This is a genomic window from Marinobacter sp. SS5-14b (assembly GCF_030541005.1).
Taxonomy (GTDB): Bacteria; Pseudomonadota; Gammaproteobacteria; order Pseudomonadales; family Oleiphilaceae; genus Marinobacter.
Genome location: NZ_JASSVM010000037.1, coordinates 1 through 1,326 on the forward strand (window position 1 = coordinate 1; position 1,326 = coordinate 1,326).

Sequence of the window (1,326 nt, forward strand, 5' to 3'; positions counted from 1 at the left end):
GAGCCTGTAAATAAATCTGTGTAACTGCCCATCCCATTACAGGTGGCCGTCCAGGCGGTCACCGAACTCGATAATAAAGCGATTCAATGCCGGCTTCCAATCGCGGATCGGCATGGTCCATTTCTTGGAGGCCTGCTGGATCGCCAGGAAGGCCACTTTCAGTGCCGAATCATCGCTGGGGAACAGCTTGCGGCGCTTGGTGGCTTTGCGGATGACGCTATTCAGCGACTCAATGGCATTGGTGGTGTAGATCACCTTCCGGATAGCCGGAGGATACTCGAAGATGGTGATCAGGTTGTCCCAGTGGCTGTGCCAGGATCGGGAGATCTGAGGGTACTGGCCGTCCCAGCGTTCTCCGAAGGCCTCCAGTGCCTGCCGGGCCTCATGTTCCGTGGCGGACTGATAGATTTGCTTCAGATCGGCCGTCACGGCCTTGTAGTCCTTCCAGGACACGTAGCGCAGCGAGTTGCGAACCATGTGCACGATGCACAGTTGCACCTTGGTTTGGGGGTACTCAGCGGCAATGGCATCCGGGAACCCTTTGAGGCCATCGACACAGGCGATCAGGATGTCCTCCAGACCACGGTTCTTCAGTTCCGTCAGTACCGATAGCCAGAACTTCGCACCCTCGGTCTCGGCCAGCCAGAGGCCCAACAACTCTTTCTGGCCCTCCATGTTGATACCCAGGGCCAGGTATAGGGACTTGTTGATCACCCTCTTGTCCTGACGAACTTTCAGAACGATGCAGTCCAGATAGACGATGGGGTAGATCGGATCGACAGGGCGGTTCTGCCACTCGTGAACCTGATCGATCACGCGCTCAGTCACCTTGGAAACGAGCGTTGCCGAGATGTCCGCGTCGTACATCTCCTTGAAGGCGTCTACGATATCCCGGGTGCTCAGCCCTTTGGCATACAAAGCCAGGATCTGATCATCCATCTGGGTCAGGCGGGACTGGCCTTTACGGACGAACTGAGGCTCGAAGGAGCCGTCCCGGTCACGGGGAGCCTGTATCGGTACTTCGCCGTGTTGGCCCTTCAGGCGCTTGGCAGAATAGCCGTTACGGCTGTTGCCGGTGCCACGGCCTTCAAGAGCGTGCTTCTCGTATCCAAGATGCTCATCCAGTTCGGCGTTGAGTGCGGTCTCGACGGTGAGCTTGACCAGCTGCTGTGTGAGGGCTCCGAGATCTTTTTCAGACTTGATGTCCTTGGCCAGCTCGGCAGCCATAGCTTTGAGTTTTTCTTGGTCCACTTGTGTACCCACGATGGTATCCTTTTGAAAAGATTACTCAGTCGTGGGCAGTTACACAATTTGGTTTACAGGCTC

1 protein-coding gene is annotated in these 1,326 nt (G+C 56.3%); it reads right to left on the reverse strand.

Annotated elements, in window-relative coordinates; translation table 11 throughout:
- Positions 1 to 36: 36 nt before the first annotated feature.
- Positions 37 to 1,251: an IS256 family transposase gene (locus QPL95_RS18505; RefSeq protein ID WP_303292375.1), complete on the reverse strand. Its 1,215-nt coding sequence runs from the start codon at positions 1,249 to 1,251 to the stop codon at positions 37 to 39.
- Positions 1,252 to 1,326 lie beyond the last annotated feature (75 nt).